This window comes from Blautia stercoris (assembly GCF_054657695.1).
Window position 1 is genome coordinate 348,447 of record NZ_BAAHYF010000001.1, and the last position, 18,411, is coordinate 366,857.

General features: G+C 37.8%; 18 protein-coding genes and 1 other annotated feature. Of the genes, 5 read left to right on the plus strand and 13 right to left on the minus strand.

Annotated features, from left to right (window positions below; all coding sequences use genetic code 11):
- Nucleotides 1-19: 19 nt before the first annotated feature.
- The 4 genes from ACYQ2D_RS01775 to ACYQ2D_RS01790 all read right to left on the minus strand — a co-directional run bounded on the left by ACYQ2D_RS01775 (nt 20) and on the right by ACYQ2D_RS01790 (nt 4,294).
- Entirely contained in the window at nt 20-1,222 is a 1,203-nt protein-coding gene (locus ACYQ2D_RS01775; RefSeq protein WP_187558501.1) for an NADP-dependent isocitrate dehydrogenase, read from the minus strand.
- Nucleotides 1,223-1,249: 27 nt separating this feature from the next.
- Nucleotides 1,250-1,918 (minus strand): GntR family transcriptional regulator, encoded by a 669-nt coding sequence (locus ACYQ2D_RS01780; protein ID WP_022304546.1) that lies wholly within the window; start codon nt 1,916-1,918, stop codon nt 1,250-1,252.
- Between the two features lie 67 nt (nt 1,919-1,985).
- Nucleotides 1,986-3,374 carry a beta/alpha barrel domain-containing protein gene (locus ACYQ2D_RS01785; protein WP_459784477.1) on the minus strand — a complete coding sequence of 463 codons (1,389 nt, stop codon included), beginning with the start codon at nt 3,372-3,374 and terminating at the stop codon, nt 1,986-1,988.
- Nucleotides 3,375-3,463: 89 nt separating this feature from the next.
- The gene (locus tag ACYQ2D_RS01790; RefSeq protein ID WP_022304544.1) at nt 3,464-4,294 is read right to left on the minus strand and encodes a S8 family peptidase; all 831 of its coding nucleotides are present in this window, start codon (nt 4,292-4,294) and stop codon (nt 3,464-3,466) included.
- A 118-nt stretch (nt 4,295-4,412) separates the two neighbouring features.
- On the opposite strand from ACYQ2D_RS01790, the gene ACYQ2D_RS01795 reads away from it, so the two are divergent.
- Nucleotides 4,413-6,116: a S8 family peptidase gene (locus ACYQ2D_RS01795; RefSeq protein ID WP_459784478.1), complete on the plus strand. Its 1,704-nt coding sequence runs from the start codon at nt 4,413-4,415 to the stop codon at nt 6,114-6,116.
- A gap of 71 nt (nt 6,117-6,187) precedes the next feature.
- Nucleotides 6,188-6,439: a chorion class high-cysteine HCB protein 13 gene (locus tag ACYQ2D_RS01800; RefSeq protein WP_459784479.1), complete on the plus strand. Its 252-nt coding sequence runs from the start codon at nt 6,188-6,190 to the stop codon at nt 6,437-6,439.
- A gap of 69 nt (nt 6,440-6,508) precedes the next feature.
- Here ACYQ2D_RS01800 and ACYQ2D_RS01805 read toward each other — a convergent pair whose 3' ends face one another.
- Nucleotides 6,509-6,655, minus strand: coding sequence for a hypothetical protein (locus tag ACYQ2D_RS01805; RefSeq protein ID WP_459784480.1), 147 nt, complete (start codon nt 6,653-6,655; stop codon nt 6,509-6,511).
- Between the two features lie 110 nt (nt 6,656-6,765).
- Between ACYQ2D_RS01805 and ACYQ2D_RS01810 the strand changes: the two genes are divergently transcribed.
- Together ACYQ2D_RS01810 and ACYQ2D_RS01815 are read left to right on the plus strand one after the other, a co-directional pair.
- The gene (locus ACYQ2D_RS01810) at nt 6,766-7,089 is read left to right on the plus strand and encodes a hypothetical protein (protein ID WP_459784481.1); all 324 of its coding nucleotides are present in this window, start codon (nt 6,766-6,768) and stop codon (nt 7,087-7,089) included.
- Between the two features lie 12 nt (nt 7,090-7,101).
- A complete protein-coding gene (locus ACYQ2D_RS01815) occupies nt 7,102-7,380 on the plus strand; it encodes a hypothetical protein (protein WP_459784482.1) in 279 nt (92 codons plus the stop codon).
- Nucleotides 7,381-7,614: 234 nt separating this feature from the next.
- Here ACYQ2D_RS01815 and pgsA read toward each other — a convergent pair whose 3' ends face one another.
- The 6 genes from pgsA to ACYQ2D_RS01845 all read right to left on the minus strand — a co-directional run bounded on the left by pgsA (nt 7,615) and on the right by ACYQ2D_RS01845 (nt 11,645).
- Entirely contained in the window at nt 7,615-8,157 is a 543-nt protein-coding gene (pgsA, locus tag ACYQ2D_RS01820; RefSeq protein ID WP_022304010.1) for a CDP-diacylglycerol--glycerol-3-phosphate 3-phosphatidyltransferase, read from the minus strand.
- The gene (rimO, locus tag ACYQ2D_RS01825) at nt 8,141-9,481 is read right to left on the minus strand and encodes a 30S ribosomal protein S12 methylthiotransferase RimO (protein WP_117455617.1); all 1,341 of its coding nucleotides are present in this window, start codon (nt 9,479-9,481) and stop codon (nt 8,141-8,143) included. Before rimO ends, pgsA begins: the two co-directional genes overlap by 17 nt.
- Before the next feature lie 104 nt (nt 9,482-9,585).
- Nucleotides 9,586-9,855, minus strand: a complete 270-nt coding sequence (gene rpoZ / locus ACYQ2D_RS01830) for a DNA-directed RNA polymerase subunit omega (protein ID WP_022304012.1) — start codon at nt 9,853-9,855, stop codon at nt 9,586-9,588.
- A gap of 2 nt (nt 9,856-9,857) precedes the next feature.
- Nucleotides 9,858-10,490 (minus strand): guanylate kinase, encoded by a 633-nt coding sequence (gene gmk / locus ACYQ2D_RS01835; RefSeq protein ID WP_117455615.1) that lies wholly within the window; start codon nt 10,488-10,490, stop codon nt 9,858-9,860.
- Nucleotides 10,483-10,755: a DUF370 domain-containing protein gene (locus tag ACYQ2D_RS01840; RefSeq protein ID WP_117455613.1), complete on the minus strand. Its 273-nt coding sequence runs from the start codon at nt 10,753-10,755 to the stop codon at nt 10,483-10,485. The genes gmk and ACYQ2D_RS01840 overlap by 8 nt, the downstream gene beginning before the upstream one ends.
- An 11-nt stretch (nt 10,756-10,766) precedes the next feature.
- Complete coding sequence (locus ACYQ2D_RS01845) at nt 10,767-11,645, minus strand: YicC/YloC family endoribonuclease (RefSeq protein ID WP_117455611.1); 879 nt, start codon at nt 11,643-11,645, stop codon at nt 10,767-10,769.
- Nucleotides 11,646-11,969: 324 nt separating this feature from the next.
- On the opposite strand from ACYQ2D_RS01845, the gene ACYQ2D_RS01850 reads away from it, so the two are divergent.
- Nucleotides 11,970-13,718, plus strand: coding sequence for an Rqc2 family fibronectin-binding protein (locus ACYQ2D_RS01850; RefSeq protein WP_187558505.1), 1,749 nt, complete (start codon nt 11,970-11,972; stop codon nt 13,716-13,718).
- Between the two features lie 201 nt (nt 13,719-13,919).
- Here the strand turns inward: ACYQ2D_RS01850 and leuS are convergent, their stop codons facing one another.
- Nucleotides 13,920-16,334: a leucine--tRNA ligase gene (gene leuS, locus ACYQ2D_RS01855; RefSeq protein WP_459784483.1), complete on the minus strand. Its 2,415-nt coding sequence runs from the start codon at nt 16,332-16,334 to the stop codon at nt 13,920-13,922.
- Between the two features lie 115 nt (nt 16,335-16,449).
- Nucleotides 16,450-16,691, minus strand: a binding site (T-box leader).
- An 89-nt stretch (nt 16,692-16,780) separates the two neighbouring features.
- Nucleotides 16,781-18,373 carry a CvpA family protein gene (locus ACYQ2D_RS01860; RefSeq protein ID WP_459784484.1) on the minus strand — a complete coding sequence of 531 codons (1,593 nt, stop codon included), beginning with the start codon at nt 18,371-18,373 and terminating at the stop codon, nt 16,781-16,783.
- Between the last annotated feature and the right edge of the window lie 38 nt (nt 18,374-18,411).

Genomic DNA, 18,411 nt, shown 5'->3' on the forward strand with positions numbered 1-18,411 from the left:
CTTTTTCATTCTAAATTTTTTATTTTTCTAAATTATTACGGATTGCAAGGATAAATTCTTTGCTGTTTAATACAGTCGGATTTTCAATTGATGTAATCAATGCCAAATCTTTTGTCATCTCTCCACTTTCAATTGTCTCTATTGTTGCTTTCTCCAGCTTATCTGCAAATGCCTGCAGCTCTTCATTTTTATCTAATTCTCCACGTTTTCTAAGTGCTCCGCTCCATGCAAAAATTGTTGCAACAGAGTTTGTAGAAGTCTCTTCTCCTTTTAAGTATTTATAATAATGACGCTGTACGGTACCATGTGCTGCTTCATACTCAAAATAACCGTTCGGAGAAACCAATACAGAAGTCATCATTGCCAAAGACCCAAATGCAGAAGATACCATGTCACTCATAACATCTCCATCGTAGTTCTTGCAGGCCCAGATAAATCCGCCTTCTGCTTTCATAACACGTGCAACCGCATCATCAATTAAAGTATAAAAGTACGTAATTCCGGCTTTCTCAAACGCTTCTTTATATTCTTTTTCATAAATTTCCTGAAAAATATCTTTGAATGTATGGTCATATTTTTTAGAAATTGTATCTTTTGTAGAAAACCACAAATCCTGTTTGGTTGAAAGTGCATAACCAAAACAACTCTTTGCAAAACTCTCAATGGAATCATTTAAATTATGCATTCCCTGTGCAACACCTGCACCTGCAAAATTATGAACCAGTTCTCTTACCTCTGTTCCATCTTCACTTGTATAAACCAGTTCTACCTTTCCCGGGCCGGGAATCACCATCTCTGTATTCTTATAGACATCTCCATAAGCATGTCTTGCCAATGTAATTGGTTTTTTCCAATTTTTTACACAAGGTTCAATTCCTTTTACGACAATTGGAGCTCGAAATACCGTTCCATCTAGCATGGAACGAATCGTTCCATTCGGACTTTTATACATCTCTTTTAAATCATATTCTTTCATACGTGCAGCATTTGGAGTAATTGTCGCACATTTTACTGCTACTTTATATTTTTTAGTAGCATTTGCAGCATCTATTGTAACCTGGTCATTCGTCTTATTCCTATACTCCAGTCCTAAATCATAATACTCTGTATTCAAATCAATATATGGCTCAAGTAATTCCTCTTTTATCATCTTCCAGAGGATTCTTGTCATTTCATCTCCATCCATTTCTACAAGTGGTGTTGTCATTTTAATTTTTTCCATCGTCTTATCCTCCTTAAGCCCTAACGTTTATTCGCCCTTACTTAATACACTGTCTAAATCATAGTTTTTTAAATTTTCTACTGTATTTGAAATATGACGAGTTGCCACTAATTCCGCTTTTTCCTCATCGTGCTCACGAATTGCTGTTAAAATTGCATCATGTTCGTCATTTGACTTTTCCATACGTCTTTTTTTCATAATGGATGCCATTCGGACTCTCTGCACATATTGATGAAAATCCGTTAATGTATGTTCTAAAATCCGGCTTCCGGATGCTTTATATAAAAGTTTATGAAATTTACTGTCCATCTCACATACCTGTTCATAATGTTCTTTTTTCGCATGGTATTCTGATAAGACAACCGTCTCTTCCATCGCATCTAAAAGCTCCGGTGTAATGTTCTTTGCTGCCATTCTTGCAGCAAGACCTTCTAAGCGTGCACGAATCAGATAGATATCTCTTACGTCCTTTTCGGAAATTCCGGTTACAAATGCCCCCTTATTCGGAACAAGCTGTACCAATCCCTCCAGTTCCAGCTGTCGAATTGCCTCTCTTACCGGCGTCCGGCTGATTCCCAATTCTTTTCCAATTGAACTTTCAACCAGTTCTTCCCCTCTTTTATATTTTCCATTCAAAATATCGGAACGTATTTTATCAAAAACCTGTCCTCTTAAAGACTTCTCTGTTCCTGCCATCTTTTCTCCTTTTTTGTTTTATCTACTTTCAAAATCTTTATTCGACTCTAAAAGTACATTTTTTATTTTAAAGCTCAATATTTAATCTCTTACAACTTTCTTCAATCACTGCAATTAATTCTTCATCGGTCAGTACAGTTACTCGTCCATCCTCATACTGTTTGTCCACCCACGCTTTAATCATTACAACCAGTTCACTGTTTTTGTCGATTGCTTTTTCATTTTCCAGCTGATAGTGATTATTAATCCAATGCGCGATACCTGCAAGACCCGAGGTGTTTGATACTGCAACCTGCGGTGCTTTATTTAAAAATTTCTTTGTATCAAAAATATTATAAATTTCTTCGTTCTTCAACAGACCATCTGCATGAATCCCTGCACGGGTAACATTAAATGCACTTCCTACAAACGGAGTCTGTGGCGGGATTTTATAACCAATTTCTTTCTGATAATATTCTGCAAGTTCAGTAATCACAGTTGTATCCATTCCATCCAAAGAACCTTTTAACTGTGCATATTCAAATACCATTGCCTCAAGAGGGGTATTTCCGGTACGCTCTCCAATTCCAAATAAAGAACAGTTTACACCGCTTGCTCCGTAAAGCCATGCAGTTGTTGAATTGCTGACTGCTTTATAAAAATCATTATGCCCATGAAACTCGATTAATTCCGATGGAAATCCGGCATGCGTCATAATACCATAGATAATTCCAGGAATTGAACGTGGAATTACTGCACCTGGGTAGTTTACCCCATATCCCATTGTATCGCAGCAGCGTACCTTAATCGGAATAGAATACTCATCCATTAACTTGGTCAGTTCCAGACAAAATGGAATGACATATCCATAAATATCTGCTCTTGTAATATCCTCTAAATGACATCTTGGGCTGATTCCAGTTTCCAGACATTCACGAATCACACTTAGATAATGTTCCATTGCCTGTTTTCTGGTCATTTTCATTTTATAGAAAATATGATAATCTGAACAACTGACTAAGATTCCTGTTTCTTTTAATCCTAATTCTTTTACCAGTTCAAAATCTTTTTTGCTTGCACGAATCCAGCTTGTAACTTCCGGGAATTTATAACCACGCTCCAGACACTTATAAACAGCGTCTCTGTCTTTTTTGCTGTATAAGAAAAATTCACTCTGACGAATTTTTCCATTTTCTCCACCTAATTTATGAAGATAATCATAAATTGTAACAATCTGTTCTGTACTGTATGGTGCGCGAGACTGCTGTCCATCACGAAATGTAGTATCTGTAATCCAGATATCATCCGGCATGTGATGCGGTACAATACGGTCATTAAACGCTATTTTCGGTATTTCTGTATATGGAAACAGATTATGAAAGACATTCGGTGTCTCCACATCTACTAACGGATACATATGCTCCTCTAGTTCCAGTAAGTTTGTATGATAATTCATTCGGACACTTCTGTTAATCATTTTCTTCACTCCTCAATCTGTGTTTTCTCTTGATAAAGCGATGCTGTATCAAACTTCTTGTATCATTGTATACAATGATACAGAATTTGTCAACCATTATTTTCATTTAAAAATGATTTCACTTCAAACAGTCCCCACCCCTGCAAGTTATGCGGATATCCCAAATCCTTCGCAGTTCTTCTTAATCTTTTTTTAATTTCAAAATTTGTAAGCCATGGTTCTCTCTCTAAAAGCAGGGCAATAGCGCCAGAAACAACAGGGGTAGACATGGAAGTTCCGCTCTTTATGGTATAAGGCATATTGTCATTGCGGTTCGCACATGAAATAACAGCATTTCCCGGAGCTACAACATCCGGTTTGATGATACAGTCATTTGTCGGTCCTCTTCCGCTAATTCCCCTGTTTTTTACAAGTAAATCCGAAGACCCCACCGTAATAATTTTTCGACTGCTTCCCGGGGCTGTAATACTGCCTTCTCCCGGTCCCATATTTCCTGCTGCCGCCACCACAATCAACCCTGTATCCCAAGCCCTTTCCACTGCATCAATTAAATCCTTATGTTCTTCTTTCTGTGTTGTCCCAACAGAAATATTTATGATTCGTATCTGATAGCGGTTTCTGTTTTTTTGAATCCAGTCTAATGACCGGATTACGCTTTCTTTTTCTCCGTTTCCATTTCTGTCTAATACCTTAATCCCAATTAAATTGCATCCGCATGCCACTCCTTTATACTTCCCCTGAAAAGCGGCTCCACTGCCTCCCAGGATTCCGGCTACATGTGTTCCATGTCCATTGTCGTCATAAGGAGTCTTTCTATCATAAATAAAATCCTGAAATGCCAAAATTCGTCCTGCAAAATCAATATGTGGAAAAATTCCGGTATCAAGCATCGCCACACCAATCCCTTTTCCTGTCAACATATCAAACTCTATTTCCCGATTTCTTAATTCTATATTATGATGTAACCTCTAAAAAGTCTTTTGTTCCCAGCTTATGCATATATATTAAAAACTTGAAACAAAAGGAGTTTTCTATTTTATGTCTATGAAAAATTTACGTGATGTTATCCTCTCAGATGAATATCTGGATTTTATTCTCCCTTACTATGATGGAATTGAACAAGATTTTAGTGAATATGGAATTCAGTTTTTTAACAGCCATCTGGTTATGATTCACAGCCAACGTCCACCCGAAAATTTAATAAATTATCTGGAAACCGATGAGCTGCGCTATACCACCTTGCCCAAACTTTATTCTTTGCTTAACCTTGTCAGTCTGGAATCTTCCGGCATTTTAACGGTACAAAACCAGCCTTCTCTTGATCTAAAAGGACGAAATGTAATTGTTGGCTTTATTGATACAGGAGTTGATTACACTCATTCCGCCTTTTTAACCCGTGATAAGCGTACAAGGATTCTTGCGCTCTGGGATCAGAACATTCAAACCGGACAACCTCCATTTGACCTTTCTTATGGAAGCGTTTACTTTGAAGAAGATATCAATCAAGCACTCGCCTCTTCCAACCCATTTGAAATTGTTCCTTCTAATGATGAGATTGGTCATGGAACAGCACTCGCCGGGATTGCTTGTGGAAGTTCTATCCCTGAACAGGATTTTTCAGGTGCAGCACCTCTCTCCCAGATTGCAGTGGTCAAATTAAAACCAGCCAAGCAGTATTTAAGAGAAATTTTTTATCATACCAGCAATGAACCTGTTTTTCAAGAGACCGATATTATGATGGCAATCCGATTTTTCACACTCTTATCCCGAGAACAAAAAAAACCTCTTGTCCTCTGTCTTGGACTCGGCACAAATCAAGGTGCACACTCTGGTCGTTCCTATCTCGCCAAAATGTTTACTGAACTTTCTAACTACTGGGGCTTCCATCCTGTGATTGCCGCCGGAAATGAGGCAGGAAAAGCCCATCATTTTTTCTCTTATGCACCCATGCCACAGGATTATATCCCTGTTGAACTTTCTGTTCCGGCAAATTCTTCTGGTTTTACGCTGGAATTATGGGGAGATTCCCCAGAAATCTATGAAGTTGGTTTTGAATCACCTTTAGGTGAAATCATTTCCCGGATTCCTTCCCGTGTTAATTTTCGTGAAACACTGGATTTTATTCTAGAAGATACAAAGATTTTTCTTTCTTCTTCTGTTATTCAAAATGTCTCAGGTGAGCAGTTTATTTTCATGCGGTTTTCAGACCCCACTCCTGGGATCTGGAAAATACGAGTCTATGCCAGAAATCAAAATAAAGGTTCTTTCCACTTATGGCTCCCAATCAGTGGTTTTCTTTCTCCAGATGTTATCTTCCTGCGTCCAAACCCAGATACCACTATCACAGATCCTGCCACTTCTCCTTACGTTATTACGATATCTGCCTACAGTGCCTACAACAACAGCTTGTTTTTAAATTCAAGCAGAGGTTTTACCCGACTTGAGGAGATAAAACCAGACTTAACAGCACCTGGTGTCAATGTCTCTGCTCCCTCTCTCAAAAACACTTATACAACGATTACCGGAACTTCTGCTGCCTGTGCTCTTACTGCAGGTGCCTGTGCTCTTTTAGTCGAATGGGGACAAAAAAGGGTGCCTCCTAAAATTTTTAATACTGCAGAACTGACCGCTCTTTTAATTCGTGGAGCACGGCGAAGTGAGGAGCGGATTTATCCCAATCGGGAATGGGGATTGGGAATTCTTGATATCTATCAAATTTTTCAAACCTTTGCCTCTTTTTAATTTTTTCATGCACCAATTTTCATTTCCTACATAAGATGAAATTGTAATCAAAATCCTTACGGAGGAACAATATGAGTGATTTAGCTGCTACAAACTGTGGATGCGGATGCGATGATTCCTGCACCGGAAACAGCGGATGTGGACTTGGAAGATGTTTTGGTGACTGCAACTCTATTATCTGGATTCTTTTAATTTTATGCTGTTGTGGAAATGGTAATAATGGATGTGGTTGCGGACAACATAATGGTTGTGGAAATGACTGCAATTGTATTATCATCTTACTGCTTCTGTTATGCGGATACGGTGGAAATAGTTTCTGCTGATTCTTACTTTTCATTCTACCATTTTAAAAAGCTGCCGTTTTTGCGGCAGCTCATTTTCTGTATGAAGTCTTATTGGTTTCTTATCTTCTGAGAACGTTTTTTATATTCTTTGTTCTCTTTTTTTCTCTGCTCTTTTCTTTTTAAACATTCCAAATCTATTTCATAAATGGTATTATTTTCTTCCACTAATCTGGTTTTTACTTCTGATTTTTCCATCCTTCAGTCTCCTTTTTTGTCTTTGCTTTAGTTTATGATGTTTCGTTGGAATATTCTCTGCTTTTTTTTCATAAACTAAAAAAAGTGTTTCCCTTATGGAGGAAGCGTTTATGGAATCTACTCCATCTGATGAATTGATTCATTCAGACCAGATTGAACTCTTAAAAGCTGCTATGCCTTATCTTCCAAAAAGCGGTCAGCAGTTTGCTTCTGTTTTTGCCAAATTTTTAGAACTTCAAGAAACTTTTCATGTTTTCTTAGAACCTCAAGGAGAAATGCAGACTCAGGATTTTACTCCAAAAGACCCGATTGAAATGTTATCGGCGTGCAGTAAAGTTTGCCACGGTCCTGCAAAAGAAAAAATCGATGCCCTTTTAAATACAATGGCAATGATTCAAATCTTTGAATTGTCTCAAGAAAAGTTTACAAGATAGGAGGTGCAAACTATGCCGGAAGACTGGATGAAATCTGCCAATATAAACGGAATTGACCCCTTAAAATTACAGATGCTAAATTCAATTGCCAGTCAGGGAAGTCAAAAAGGAATGTCTGAGCTTCTTCCTTTTTTGGTGTCATCCTTATCAAACACTCAAAAAAAATCCGGAACTCTTTCTTTTACCTCAAAAGAAATGGACTGCATCATAGAAGCCTTAAAGCAAAATAAAACCCCTGAAGAGACCGCCCGAATTGAGCGTATGTTACAGCTTATAAAAATGATGCAGTAGTCAAGCGGATATTCGCAATCCGCTTTCGCTACTTGCTCATAACCAAATAGCTGCTACGCAGCTTATCAGAAGGGGCTTGCCCCCTCCTGACACAAGCAAGTCCCCACCCATGCTTATTGCTTTTTGCAATTGAAGCAGGGGACTTCCTTGATTTTGTTAAATGATTTAGAAAAAAAGATGGCATCCATTAAAGAAAAGAACAATGGATGCCATCTTTTTATAAAACTTCTAAATTTAATCCTGCATGCTTAAAACCTGTTTATTTTTCATAATATAATCTGCAAGTGAAATTAAAGTCAGTGCAACTGCAATAACAATAAATACCGTAATCAGAGTCTGGAATGCTCCATTTTGGATATCCATAATCATTAAAATAATCATAATCATCTGAGATACTGTTTTAAATTTTCCCCAGTAACTTGCTGCAATAACGATTCCGTTATCTGCTGCAACCAGACGAAAACCGCTGATAATAAATTCACGTGCAATAATAATAATCGTGATCCATGCTGCAAGTTTACCTGTAGCAGTAAAGCAGATTAATGCAGAGCAGACTAATAATTTATCCGCCAAAGGATCCATAAATTTACCAAAATTCGTTACCAAATGATATTTTCTGGCAATATAGCCATCTAAGGTGTCTGTAATACTTGCAGCAATAAAAATAACAAGTGCGATCCATTTTCCTGCATCTCCTGCAATATCATACATCAAAAATGCAACAAAAAACGGAATCATAATCACACGGGCAATTGTAAGTTTATTCGGTGTATTCATCTTTCAGTTCTCCTATCAAATCATATTCGAGTGCTCCGGTTACATGAACCTGACATAAGTCTCCAGACATTAGTTCCATATCTGTATTTACAAAAATATAACCATCTACATTTGGAGCATCTCCATAAGTACGTCCAACATAGGCATTTTCATCTGCAACTTTTCCTTCTATCATGACAAGCATGTCTCGTCCAATTTTTTCATTTCCTTTATCTAAAGAAATATCCTGCTGCAGTTCCATCAGTTCTGCCTGTCTGTCTTTTTTCACTTCTTCATCCACCTGTTCCGGCATGGATGCTGCCGGTGTATCTTCCTCTGCGGAATAAGTAAAAACTCCAAGGCGGTCAAATTCCATCTCATCAATAAATTCCATTAATTCTTCATGATTTTCCGGTGTCTCTCCAGGAAATCCGGTAATTAACGTCGTACGAAGCACAATATCCGGAATTTCTCTTCTCAGCGTTCCAACAATTTCTTTTAATTCTGCTTTTGTTGTGCGTCTTCCCATTCGTTTTAAAATGGCATCACTTGCATGCTGAATCGGCAAATCCAGATAATGGCAGATTTTGCTTTCTTCTTTCATGACCTGAATCAGTTCCGGATAAATCTCTTCCGGATAACAGTAAAGTACACGAATCCATGCAATACCGGGAATTTTACATAACTCTTTTAACAATTTATGAAGTGATTTTTCTCCATATAAATCCACGCCATAAACCGTCGTCTCCTGTGCTACAAGAATCAGTTCTTTTACACCCTGTTCTGCAAGATAACGTGCCTGATTTAACAGTTTTTCCATTGGCACACTGCGGTAGTTTCCACGAAGTTTCGGAATAATACAGTAAGTACAGTGCTTATCACAACCTTCAGCAATTTTTAAGTATTCAAAATGACCGCCTGTTGTAATCATACGCTTTGTTTCCACCTGCGGTGTATAAGAAATATCTTTAAATTCCAGATAACGTTCTCCGCCAAATGCCTGGTCTATTGCTTCTAATAAGTCGTCAAAGCTAGTCGTGCCAAGCACGGCATCCACTTCCGGAATTTCATTAACGATTTCTTCTTTATAGCGCTGTGCAAGACATCCGGTTATTAATAAAACTTTTAACTGACCTTCCTCTTTATAGCGTGCCATCTCCAGAATATTTGCAATACTTTCTTCTTTTGCATCATGAATAAATGCGCAGGTATTGATAATCGCAACATTTGCTTCTGTTTCATCGTTTGTAATCTCATACCCATGAGTAACTAACATTCCAAGCATTTCTTCTGAATCTGCCAGATTTTTGTCACACCCAAGGGAAATAAATAATACTTTTCTCATAATCCTCCCTGTTTCTATCTCTATTTTTTCAGTCTCGCATAATCCTGACTTTAATTTTCTCCAAGTGGTAGAAAGGACTGCAACTTGTGTGCAGTCCCCGACTTTTACTCTTCTTCAGTTGTTTCTTCTACTACTTCTTCTGTATTCTCATCCGGTACAATTTTTACAAGTCCTTTATAGAACTCCTCAACTGCTGTAGAAAGCGGCTTCTTTCCTCTTGTGGAAACCATTGCCTCTTTTCCCTCGATTAACTGTCTTGCTCTTTTACTTGTTGCAAGAACGATAGAGTAACGACTTGTTACAATCGGTTCATCCTCTACGTCCACACCTTCATTAATTGCCTGCATCAGTTCTGTGTAAGATGGATGTATCATATTCATTCTCCTTTCGCAAATACGGCGACTTCGCCTGTTATTTTTTCTATAAATGCAACATTATTGCTGGATTTATTGTGCTGACTCTGAATTACTTCATGCATGGTATCCACACATTCTTCTAAATCGTCATTGATTAAAATATAATCATATAACGGCATTCCCTTTGCTTCTTCTGACGCACGTCTGAGTCTTGAATCAATTACTTCTTTTGTTTCTGTTCCTCTGTTTATCAGTCTGCGTTTTAATTCTTCAGCAGACGGTGGAGTTACAAACAATAACAAGGTGTCCGGAAATTTCTCTTTTACTTTTAACGCACCCTGAATTTCAATCTCTAAAATGACATCTTTTCCGGCTTCTAACTGTTTTTCCACATAAGCCTTTGGAGTTCCATAGTAATTCTCCACATACTGTGCATATTCAATCAGTGCATCCTGAAGAATTAGTTCTTCAAATTCCTGTTTTGTATGGAAGAAGTACTCTCTTCCATGTTCTTCACCCTCTCGCGGTGCTCTTGTTGTTGCTGAAATGGACAGCGCATAGTTATCATACTTCTCCAGCAAATGTTTCATTAATGTGCCTTTTCCTGCGCCGGAAAATCCAGATACAACAACTAAAATTCCTCGATTAGCCATCTTGCTCCCCTCTCAATTCCGTTTCAAAAAATGTACCAAATCGTTTTGCAATTGTCTCAGGCTGAAGAGCTGACAATACCAATGTATGATTTTCTATTATAATCACGGCTTTTGTCTTTCTTCCCTGCGTTGCATCAATTGCCATTCCTTCTTCTTTTGCTGCCTGCACCATTCTTTTTATCGGTGCGGCATCCGGACTTACAACCGCTACAATTTTATCTGTATTTACGGTATTCCCAAATCCAATGTTGATTAACTTCGACATCTTTTTTGCCTCTATTCAATATTCTGAATCTGCTCTCTCACTTTCTCAATCTCTGTTTTTAAGTCAATTGCCAGATTTGAAGTTTCCAAGTCATTTGCTTTTGAAAGAATGGTATTTGCCTCACGATTCATTTCCTGTGCAATAAAATCCATTTTTCTTCCTGCACCTTCTTCTTCCGTGAGTACCTTTTTCATGTGATTGATATGGCTTTTTAATCTTACGGTTTCTTCGTCCGTACAAATTTTATCTGCAAATAAAATCACTTCTGCCGCAATTCGGCTTTCTTCTATCTGGGCATCTGCAAGCAGTTCTTTTGTCTTGTTTTCCAGTTTTTCACGATATTCCTTTAAAATCTCAGGAGAACGTTTTTCCACCAGTTCTACTTTCCGGTACATTCCATCCAGTTTTTCTAAAATATCTTTACTTAAATGATTTCCTTCTTGTATCCTTGAATTAATAAAAGGCTGAACCGCATTTACAAGAACCTGTTTAAGAGAAGTCCACAGTTCTTCTTCATCTACCTTTTCTTCCTCCATTGTAAGTACTTCCGGAAACCGCATGATATTTGAAACATTCATATCATTTTTCAGTTGAAATTCTTCCTCTATCTGTCTGGAATATTCGAGATACTGCTGTGCAATTTCACGATTATATTTTACTGTCACACCGCTTTGTGTGTAGTCCTCATAAGTAATAAAAAGGTCTACTTTACCACGCTGCATATATTGTTTTAAAACACCGCGTATCGCACCCTCAAAACTGCTGAGTTTCTTTGGAATTCTCATATTGATATCCAGATATCGATGATTTACGGATTTCATCTCTACCGCAATTTTTTTCTCTTCATCAATCATCTCAGCTCTTCCGAACCCAGTCATGCTCTTAATCATGTCGTACTCTTTTCTGTTGTTTTATATTTGCCTGTGGCATAAACATACATAAATTATTATAAAGCAATCGTATAATACAGTCAAACCTTTTTTTCATTGCTTTGTTTTTGTATTTCGATTATAATAAAAAGAACAAGTAAAGCGGACATTCGCAATCCGCTTCGCTACTTGCTCATGAACGCAGTCGCTTCGCGATCTGTCAGTGGGAGCTTTCAATTCCCACTGACAGAAGCATCCCCCCTCACCCGCCGCTTAGTGCTCCGCACACTTGAAGCGGGGGAATGCTTATCTGCGTTCAACTAACTATAGATAGGAGTTCATATCATGGCATTTGACGGAATTACAATTGCAAACATCGTAAAAGAATTAAATAACACCATTGTCGGTGGTAAAATTAATAAAATTGCACAGCCGGAAGCGGACGAACTTTTACTTACTATAAAAAATAACCGTACTCAGTATCGTCTTTTGATTTCAGCCAGTGCTTCTCTTCCCCTTATTTACTTTACTGAAAAAAACAAACCAAGTCCTTTAACTGCGCCAAATTTTTGTATGCTGCTCAGAAAACATATTGGCAGCGGAAAAATCACAGCAGTGACCCAGCCAGGGCTTGAACGTGTCATCGAACTTAAAATCGAGCACTTAAATGAACTTGGCGATTTATGCCATAAAACACTCGTTGTTGAAATCATGGGAAAACACAGTAATATTATTTTCTTAAATGAAGAACGCATGATTTTAGACAGTATTAAACATGTCTCTCTAAACATGAGTTCCGTGCGTGAAGTACTGCCAGGACGCGATTATTTTATTCCTCAGACACAGGAAAAACAAAATCCTCTTACAATTACTGAGAAAGAATTTTATCAGATCGTCTGTGAAAAGCCAATGCCTGTCGCAAAGGCGATTTATACCTCTCTTACCGGTTTAAGTCCTGCTGCTGCTGAAGAAATCTGCTCTAGAAGCTCCATTGATGGAAGTGAACCGACAGCTTCTCTTTCAGAAGAAGCCAGAGTTCATCTTTATCATACCTTTGCCCGTATGATGGAAGATGTTACAAATGGAGACTTTTCTCCGAATATTGTTTATAATGAAGAAGGGGAACCTGTAGAATATGCAGCTTTTTTACTGTGTAAATACGATGGGTTTACCGTCAAAAAATTCCAGACGATTTCTGAAGTGTTAGAATTATATTATGCACAAAAAAATCAGATTACCCGTATCCGACAAAAGTCTGCTGATTTGCGCCGAATTGTCCAGACTGCACTTGACCGTAATCGAAAAAAATTCGATTTACAAAGCAAACAGATGCGTGACACTACAAAAATGGATAAATATAAAGTATATGGTGAACTGATTAATACTTACGGATACAACCTTGAAGAAGGCTGTAAGTCATTTCAGGCATTAAACTATTATACCAATGAGGAAATTACGATTCCACTTGATGCAACTATGACCCCTCAGGAAAATGCAAAAAAATACTTTGAACGTTATAATAAATTAAAACGTACCGCACAGGCTCTTGAAGAACAGATCGCTGATACCGAATCTGAAATTCTTCACTTAGAATCCATTCAGGCTGCACTTGATATTGCCAGACAGGAAAATGACCTCTCTCAAATTAAAGAGGAACTCACAGAATATGGTTATATCAAAAAGCATGCTTCTAATAACAAGAAAAAAATGCAGTCTAAATCGAAGCCTCTGCATTATATTTCCAGTGACGGTTATCACATTTATGTCGGAAAAAATAACTATCAAAATGAAGAACTGACCTTTAAATTCGCAACAGGAAATGACTGGTGGTTTCATGCCAAAAAAATGGCAGGTTCTCACGTCATCGTAAAATCAAACAACGAAGAACTGCCGGACCGCACCTTTGAAGAAGCCGGACGCCTTGCCGGATATTATTCCAGTGGAAGGACTGCTCCAAAAGTTGAAATTGACTATATTCAGAAAAAACACGTCAAAAAACCAAATGGCTCGAAACCAGGGTTTGTTGTGTACTATACCAATTATTCCTTAATTATTGAACCGGATATTTCAGGAATTCAATTAGTGGAAGAATAAAAGCTATATAAAATATAATGTTTTTCTTTTCTATCATATAGTATATTATATAATTGTAAAACCATCAGCAAAATCGAACATACTTTCTTTTTTTATTTTATTCAGCATAGCTAATGCCATTTATATTATCTTAAAAGCAAAAAAGGATATGACACCAGACGCATCATATCCTTTTTGTTCTTATTCTATTTTTATTTATTTTTATTTTGCCACAATGTTAATAATCTTCTTCGGAACATAAATCTCTTTGATAATGTTTCCTGTCAGTTTATCTGCAACTGCGGCTTTTCCTGCTTCAATTGCTTCTTCTTTGGTTGCTTCTGCCGAAATGCTGATAATTACTTTTGTTTTTCCGTTAATCTGTACCGGAATTTCAATTTCGTCATCTTTCATTGCTTCTTCATCTGCTGCCGGCCACTGTGTATGGAATACAGAATCTGTGTGACCATATTCTGCCCATAACTCTTCTGTGATATGCGGAGCAAATGGTGCAAGCAGTTTTACAAATGTCTCGATTGTTTCTTTATCGATTCCACCTGTTTTCTTTGCAAGTTCAATTAACTTATTGTTGTATTCCATGAATCCGGAAATAACAGTATTTAAGCTGAAGCTTTCCAGACGCTGTGTGATATCATATACCAGTTTATGGCGCAGTTTTATCATTTCTTTTGTCTCGGTAACTCCTGCTTCTTTGCTATCAATAGCCAATTTCCAGAAACGATTTAAGAAACGGTAAACACCATCAATTCCTCTGTCATCCCATTCTGCATCTAATTCCGGAGGTCCTACAAAGAGTTCATACAATCTTAAGGAATCGCAGCCGTAATCTCTTACTAAATCATCCGGAGATACTACATTTCCTTTTGATTTACTCATCTTGATACCGTTTTTACCTGTAATCATACCCTGATTGAACAGTTTGTGGAACGGCTCATCAAAGTCAATTACTCCGATATCATACAAGAATTTTGTATAGAAACGAGAATATAACAGATGCAGTACTGCATGTTCCACTCCACCGATATACATATCAACCGGAAGATATTTATCTGCTTTTTCTTTTGAAACTAATTCTTCGTTGTTTTTGTTATCTACATAACGCAGGAAATACCAGGAAGAACCAGCCCACTGAGGCATAGTATTCGTTTCACGTTTTGCAGGCGCACCACAAACCGGACAAGTTGTATTTACCCATTCATCAATTGCAGCAAGTGGAGATTCTCCTGTACCTGTTGGCTCGTAAGATTCTACTTCCGGTAAAGTTAATGGAAGCTGGTCTTCCGGAACCGGTACATTTCCGCAATGAGGACAATGGATAATCGGAATTGGTTCACCCCAGTAACGCTGACGGGAGAATACCCAGTCACGCAGTTTGTAGTTTACTGTTTTTCTTCCGAATCCCATTTTTTCAATCATAGCCGGTGCTTCTTTTTTCAATACAGAAGATTCCATGCCATTCCATTCACCGGAATTAATCATTGTTCCAACTGCATCGGTATAAGCCTCAGTCATGTTTTCAATTTCTTTTCCATCTTTTGCGATAACCTGAATAATCGGGATATCGAATTTCTTTGCAAATTCAAAGTCACGGTCATCATGAGCCGGTACACACATAATTGCACCTGTACCATAATCAGCCAGTACATAATCAGAAAGCCAGATTGGAACTTTCTTTCCATTTAATGGGTTGATTGCATAACTTCCTGTAAATACACCTGTTTTTTCTTTATCCTGCAGACGGTCAACATTTGATTTCATAGAGGAATCATAAATATATTTTTCTACTGCTTCTTTTGTTTCTTCTGTTGCAAGAGATGCAGCCAGTTTATGTTCCGGAGCTAATACCATAAAGGTTGCACCATGTAAGGTATCCGGTCTCGTCGTATAAACCGTAATGTTATCTTCTCTTCCATCAACCTTGAAGTCAACTTCTGCACCATAGGATTTTCCAATCCAGTCAGACTGCATTTTCTTAACTTTTTCCGGCCAGTCTAATTTATCCAAATCGGATAACAGACGATCTGCATATTTTGTGATACGAAGCATCCACTGACGAAGATTTTTCTTTGTTACAGTCGCTCCACATCGTTCACAGCATCCGTTTACTACTTCTTCATTTGCAAGACCTGTTTTACAGGACGGACACCAGTTAATCGGGAATTCTTTTTCGTAAGCAAGACCTTCTTTAAACATTTTTACAAAAATCCACTGAGTCCATTTGTAGAAATTCGGGTCTGTTGTATTTACTTCTCTATCCCAGTCATAAATTGCTGCGATATCATTAATCTGTCTCTTGATATTTGCAATGTTCTGTGCAGTTGATTTTGCCGGATGTACTCCCATTTTGATTGCATAGTTTTCAGCCGGAAGACCGAATGCATCCCAGCCCATTGGATGAATCAGGTAATAACCCTGCATCATTTTATAACGACTCCACACATCAGAGATAACATATCCTCTCCAATGTCCTACATGAAGTCCATTTCCTGACGGATATGGGAACATATCCAGACAATAATATTTCGGTTTTTTACCGTCATCTACGTTTACCGGTTTTGCTTCCCAGTTTTCTCTCCATTTCTGTTCAATTGCCTTATGATTATAAGGTACTGCCATTGTTGTTTCCTCCTAATTGTTATTATGCGCTTTCAAAGTCCTTTACTAACTCTAAAAAGACTCTGAGAATACATTATTTACCATGAAATAAAAAAGACCCTTTTGTCACTAAACTTTTAGAGACGAAAGGGTCTTAGATTCATTCCGTGGTACCACTCTAATTCATCTGTATCTCTATATCTACAGATGCACTCATTGATTCTGTAACGGGAACTCCCGCCTTTTCTTACTAAGAAATTCTTCCGTTCTGCAAAGGAACTCCAAGGCCAGTTCCACATTTCTTCTCACTGCCTTTCACCTGCCGGCAGCTCTCTGTATTAAAGAACCATGTGTACTCTTCCTCTTCAATGTTTTTTTCATGTTTCAGAGTATTTTCTACTCTCTTTAACTATTGTTATTCTACCCAGAACCCTTGTATTTGTCAAGTAAGAATCCAAAAAACCACTTTATTTTATTCCAAGAACTACATTTGCCGGTGAATCTTCACTATATTCCAGAGTAATCTCATCTCCCACATCATAAGTCACAATTTCCGGATAATCCACGACTGGCACATCATAAACCTCATCGTTTTCTTCCAATGCAAGATAAAAATGGGAATTTCCATCCATGACCGCCTGTCCAATTCTCTTGATTTTTCCACTGATTTCATTTGTTCCTGTACTTTTTTCATCTGTTGAAGTAATTCCATTAGAGGCAAGCAGTTTGATATAAGCTTTCTCACACTCTGATACGGTATCACCGATTGCAACATTTTGATATTTCTGAATATTAACCATCGCATATTTTTTCACCAGACCGGCTCCGTCCTTGAGTGCCATAAAATAAGTCGGCTCGTTTGAAATATTTAATAACAATGGAAAAGCTGCGGTATATTTTAAGTTCTGTACCTGTCCTTCTGCCGATTCCATAGCAGAATATTCCTCTGCTCCGGCACAGGAATAATATCTGGTTTCCATTGTACGCTGATTCATCAATACAAACCCAACATTGGAACGATCTCCACTTACTGATGTAATTCCGGTGTAAACCCATACATCATCTTCAAGTGCCAGATAGTTATATCCATCGGTTGTCTTTAAACACCCTTTCTGCCCCAGCACACTATTAAAAAATCCATTCTTCAATGTACCATGATAGTTATATAAGTCAATCAATAAGTCTGCCGGATAAGCACGGTCTACCCACTGCGGACAGTCTTTTATTTTATATTCTTCTGTCTCACCGGTAATTGCATTACAAAGCACCACTTTTCCAATAGTCTGTCCGCCAAATAAACCAATATTAAATTTCTTTACCGGACAAATCCAATATGGTACTCCATCATCATTAATTTCAAAGCTCAACTGGTCAAACATATACGTCGGATAGCGGAAACGAAGATGTCGGTAAATATTCCGATTAAGCAGCTCTGACTCTGAATACTTAATTCCATCCTCCAGCTTTACCAGTTCCGTATTCTGTGTTGCCATATCAATCCGAATATAAGCCGGAATTCCGTCTTTTTGATTAGTCAGCCATTTAATTGCATTTGCATACACCAGTGGTGTGACACGATACGGCTGTCCCTGATAATTAATCTGAGAATACAAATCACTGACTTCAAACTGAGAAACCATATCTACCATACTTCCCATTTTTCGATTTCCCAGTAATACTGCAGAATCTTTATCCAGAAGCGGAATCTGATTAAAACTGATTTCCTGGATATCTTCTGTAAAATCCCGTTCCTCCGGTGTCACAAGATTTTGATATTTCTTTGCATTGATAATTGGAGAAGAAAGCAGAGAACCCACCGCATATACTGCAATGATTCCAAGCATTAAAATAACACCTGCTTTGATTCCTTTGCTTTGTTTTAATTGAATTGTTCCATAAAGTCTTTTCCGAATTGCATAAACAACCACAATAATTCCAATTACTGCGACAAGGAAAAACCAGAATCCACTTTCATGGATATTAATTGCAGGCAGTTCAATATAATAATATAAAAATGCCAGCAAAAGAACAGCAATTCCTGCTAATAATTTCTTTTTCATAAATCTAAATTCCTTTCTTTTTTTGTATTACGGTACAG

Coding starts and splice junctions, on each gene's coding strand:
- leuS (WP_459784483.1), bottom strand. CDS start 16,334: ATGGCAGTACCTTATAATCATAAGGCAATTGAACAGAAATGGAGAGAA.
- ACYQ2D_RS01860 (WP_459784484.1), bottom strand. CDS start 18,373: ATGAAAAAGAAATTATTAGCAGGAATTGCTGTTCTTTTGCTGGCATTT.
- ACYQ2D_RS01775 (WP_187558501.1), bottom strand. CDS start 1,222: ATGGAAAAAATTAAAATGACAACACCACTTGTAGAAATGGATGGAGAT.
- ACYQ2D_RS01780 (WP_022304546.1), bottom strand. CDS start 1,918: ATGGCAGGAACAGAGAAGTCTTTAAGAGGACAGGTTTTTGATAAAATA.
- ACYQ2D_RS01800 (WP_459784479.1), top strand. CDS start 6,188: ATGAGTGATTTAGCTGCTACAAACTGTGGATGCGGATGCGATGATTCC.
- ACYQ2D_RS01795 (WP_459784478.1), top strand. CDS start 4,413: ATGTCTATGAAAAATTTACGTGATGTTATCCTCTCAGATGAATATCTG.
- ACYQ2D_RS01790 (WP_022304544.1), bottom strand. CDS start 4,294: ATGTTGACAGGAAAAGGGATTGGTGTGGCGATGCTTGATACCGGAATT.
- ACYQ2D_RS01810 (WP_459784481.1), top strand. CDS start 6,766: ATGGAATCTACTCCATCTGATGAATTGATTCATTCAGACCAGATTGAA.
- ACYQ2D_RS01805 (WP_459784480.1), bottom strand. CDS start 6,655: ATGGAAAAATCAGAAGTAAAAACCAGATTAGTGGAAGAAAATAATACC.
- ACYQ2D_RS01785 (WP_459784477.1), bottom strand. CDS start 3,374: ATGATTAACAGAAGTGTCCGAATGAATTATCATACAAACTTACTGGAA.
- rpoZ (WP_022304012.1), bottom strand. CDS start 9,855: ATGATACATCCATCTTACACAGAACTGATGCAGGCAATTAATGAAGGT.
- pgsA (WP_022304010.1), bottom strand. CDS start 8,157: ATGAATACACCGAATAAACTTACAATTGCCCGTGTGATTATGATTCCG.
- ACYQ2D_RS01850 (WP_187558505.1), top strand. CDS start 11,970: ATGGCATTTGACGGAATTACAATTGCAAACATCGTAAAAGAATTAAAT.
- gmk (WP_117455615.1), bottom strand. CDS start 10,490: ATGGCTAATCGAGGAATTTTAGTTGTTGTATCTGGATTTTCCGGCGCA.
- rimO (WP_117455617.1), bottom strand. CDS start 9,481: ATGAGAAAAGTATTATTTATTTCCCTTGGGTGTGACAAAAATCTGGCA.
- ACYQ2D_RS01840 (WP_117455613.1), bottom strand. CDS start 10,755: ATGTCGAAGTTAATCAACATTGGATTTGGGAATACCGTAAATACAGAT.
- ACYQ2D_RS01815 (WP_459784482.1), top strand. CDS start 7,102: ATGCCGGAAGACTGGATGAAATCTGCCAATATAAACGGAATTGACCCC.
- ACYQ2D_RS01845 (WP_117455611.1), bottom strand. CDS start 11,645: ATGATTAAGAGCATGACTGGGTTCGGAAGAGCTGAGATGATTGATGAA.